3 protein-coding genes are annotated in these 2,292 nt (G+C 39.4%); 1 reads left to right on the top strand and 2 read right to left on the bottom strand.

The genetic code is table 11. The features are described from left to right. Window positions 1-393 precede the first annotated feature (393 nt). Entirely contained in the window at window positions 394-681 is a 288-nt protein-coding gene (locus tag ACQKN2_RS25210; RefSeq protein ID WP_427417359.1) for a DUF6509 family protein, read from the bottom strand. Window positions 682-854: 173 nt separating this feature from the next. Here ACQKN2_RS25210 and ACQKN2_RS25205 point away from each other — a divergent pair, with 173 nt between their 5' ends. Next, window positions 855-2,039 (top strand): alanyl-tRNA editing protein, encoded by a 1,185-nt coding sequence (locus ACQKN2_RS25205; protein ID WP_427417358.1) that lies wholly within the window; start codon window positions 855-857, stop codon window positions 2,037-2,039. Between the two features lie 71 nt (window positions 2,040-2,110). Here ACQKN2_RS25205 and ACQKN2_RS25200 read toward each other — a convergent pair. Beyond that, window positions 2,111-2,292 (bottom strand): hypothetical protein (locus ACQKN2_RS25200; RefSeq protein ID WP_427417357.1); only part of this gene is annotated, 182 nt, incomplete at its 5' end.

The following is a 2,292-nucleotide window of genomic DNA, read 5'->3' as shown; positions in this document are numbered from 1 at the left end:
GTCACGAAGGCGTTATCACAGGATGTGATGCTTTTAGCCTTCGTTCCTCTATCGCTAATCCCCAAGGAGTCGCCCAGCCGGAACGAAGATCAACTATATAAATAGCATACGTTATTAAAAATATCATCCCTAACTTTTGATGATGAACCTAAAAATATCCGTTTTTTTATTTCATAAACTTAGTTTAGCACGTGAATACAACACTAATATTTCACCAATCTTAAATAATTCTTAATTAGCTATTATTGATGTAAAGTGAAAATTCCGCGTAGACTTTCAGGAGACAAACAAGAGTACGTAAATGTAGCTCGTGCCTGCCCACGGAAAGAAAAGCGGAATTTTACCAAATAAGAAAATATTAATTTTTGTTGGAAAGACTTTTACACGAGCATACTATGCTTTTGCGACTTCCTCTTTGCAGAATGCTAAAATTTCTTCTAACTCATCATTCTCTAATGCAAAATCCAAATACTCACCTTCTGCTTTTTCTATGATGAAGTAATTTAAAATAAATGACTCTTCACCTTTTTCAGCAATCAGTACTCGAATCTCAACTCCTGCCTCGTGATAAAGCTCATCTTCTTCATCAATATTTACATCTAAAATAAATTCGTAACGTTTACCTTCAATAATATTTGTTGGATCTAAAATTTCTTCCATTGCGAATTGTGTAATTTCCATTGTACGATCTCCTTTAAGTTAGCCTGTTCTTACTATATTATATTAAATCAAATTCAGCATGGGTCAAATAGAAAACTCGTATACACTTGAAAGTAATTATGCCACAATGAAAATAAAATAATTGAGAGACGTGATTCTCTTAAGGATACTCTACATAAAAGGAGGCTTTTTTCTTGAAAGAGCTACTATATTACCAAGATGTTATGCTACGTGAATTTAATGCAACAATTGTCAATAAAGGTACTGATATAGATGGCCGTAACTACGTGGTGCTATCAAATACTGCATTTTATCCAACAGGAGGCGGACAACCTCATGACACAGGTACTTTAAACGATATCGAGGTCATTGATGTCGAGAAGATCACTGATGAAATTCGCCATTATATTCAAGGCGACTCTGCTAGTTTAGTTGGAGAAGTGCATGGACAATTGAATTGGCCACGACGATTTGACCATATGCAGCAGCATGCAGGGCAACATATTTTAACAGCGGCCTTTGTCGAGCTTTTTGATGCACCAACTGTTAGCTTCCATTTAGGAAGCGAGCAGGTCACAATTGATATTGCCGTGGATGCCCTAACGGAAGAACAGCTTGTGGCCGCAGAAGCACGTGCCAATGAAATGATTCTAGAGAATCGTCCGATTGAAACGACATGGATTACAGAAGAAGAACTAGAGAACTACAGCCTACGTAAAGAGGTAGCCGTTACAGGAGATATTCGACTTGTTATTATTCCTGATTTTGACTACAACGGTTGTGGCGGTACCCATCCAACATCAACAGGACAAGTTAGCGCAATAAAAATCCTTGGCACAGAAAAAATGAAAGGTAATATTCGCGTCTCCTTTGTCTGTGGCCACCGAGTTTTAGCAGAACTTGCCATGCGAAAGAAAGTACTAGCTGACGTTGCAAGACAATTAAGTGTACCTGAGGCTGAAGCAGCTACAGCACTTACAAAAATCTTAACGACACAGAAAAATACAGAAAAAGCACTTGTGGCGGCAAAAGAAGAGCTGCTAAATTATGAAGCAAGAGCGCTAGTTTCTAGTGAAAAACGTATTATTACTGCTACCTTTACTCAACGTACTATGCAAGAACTTCAAAAATTAGCTCGGACTGTTGTCGCTGAGCAGGTAGATGCTATCGTATTACTTGTTTCAGAAAATGAAGACAAGCTTCAGTTTGTCGCAGCACGTGGTGCAAAAGTTGAAAAAAGTATGAAGGACATTGCCGCAAAGGCACTGCCACTCGTTAATGGAAAAGGCGGCGGCAGTGATCAGATGGTACAGGGCGGTGGCGAGCGTATCATCTCTACCGAGCAACTATTTGAAGCTTTACAAGAAGTACTAAACTGATTTCTCGATAATAAATTACAACTAAGGAGTTGCTCCATTACTGGGGCGGCTCCTTTGCTGTTAAAAGCTATTTATATCAATGAGATCAAGGTATCATGTTTAAATAAAGTATAGCTCTTCGGCATAACGGGGATTGATTTCCGTTCCGACTGAGCGCTTTCCTGGGGGCGTCGGGGCAACAAATGTTTTCTGTGCGAAAGCGCAGTGCAACGTAGCGGCAGCAACAGGATGTTGGTCACGAAGGCGTTATCAC

It is taken from the genome of Lysinibacillus sp. NPDC093688 (assembly GCF_050280145.1).
In the GTDB taxonomy this organism is placed as follows: Bacteria; Bacillota; Bacilli; order Bacillales_A; family Planococcaceae; genus Lysinibacillus; species Lysinibacillus xylanilyticus_B.
This window is presented reverse-complemented; position numbering and strand designations above follow the sequence as displayed.

Excerpts from the sequence above, each read along its gene's own strand:
- ACQKN2_RS25210 (WP_427417359.1), bottom strand. The coding sequence starts at position 681 with ATGGAAATTACACAATTCGCAATGGAAGAAATTTTAGATCCAACAAAT.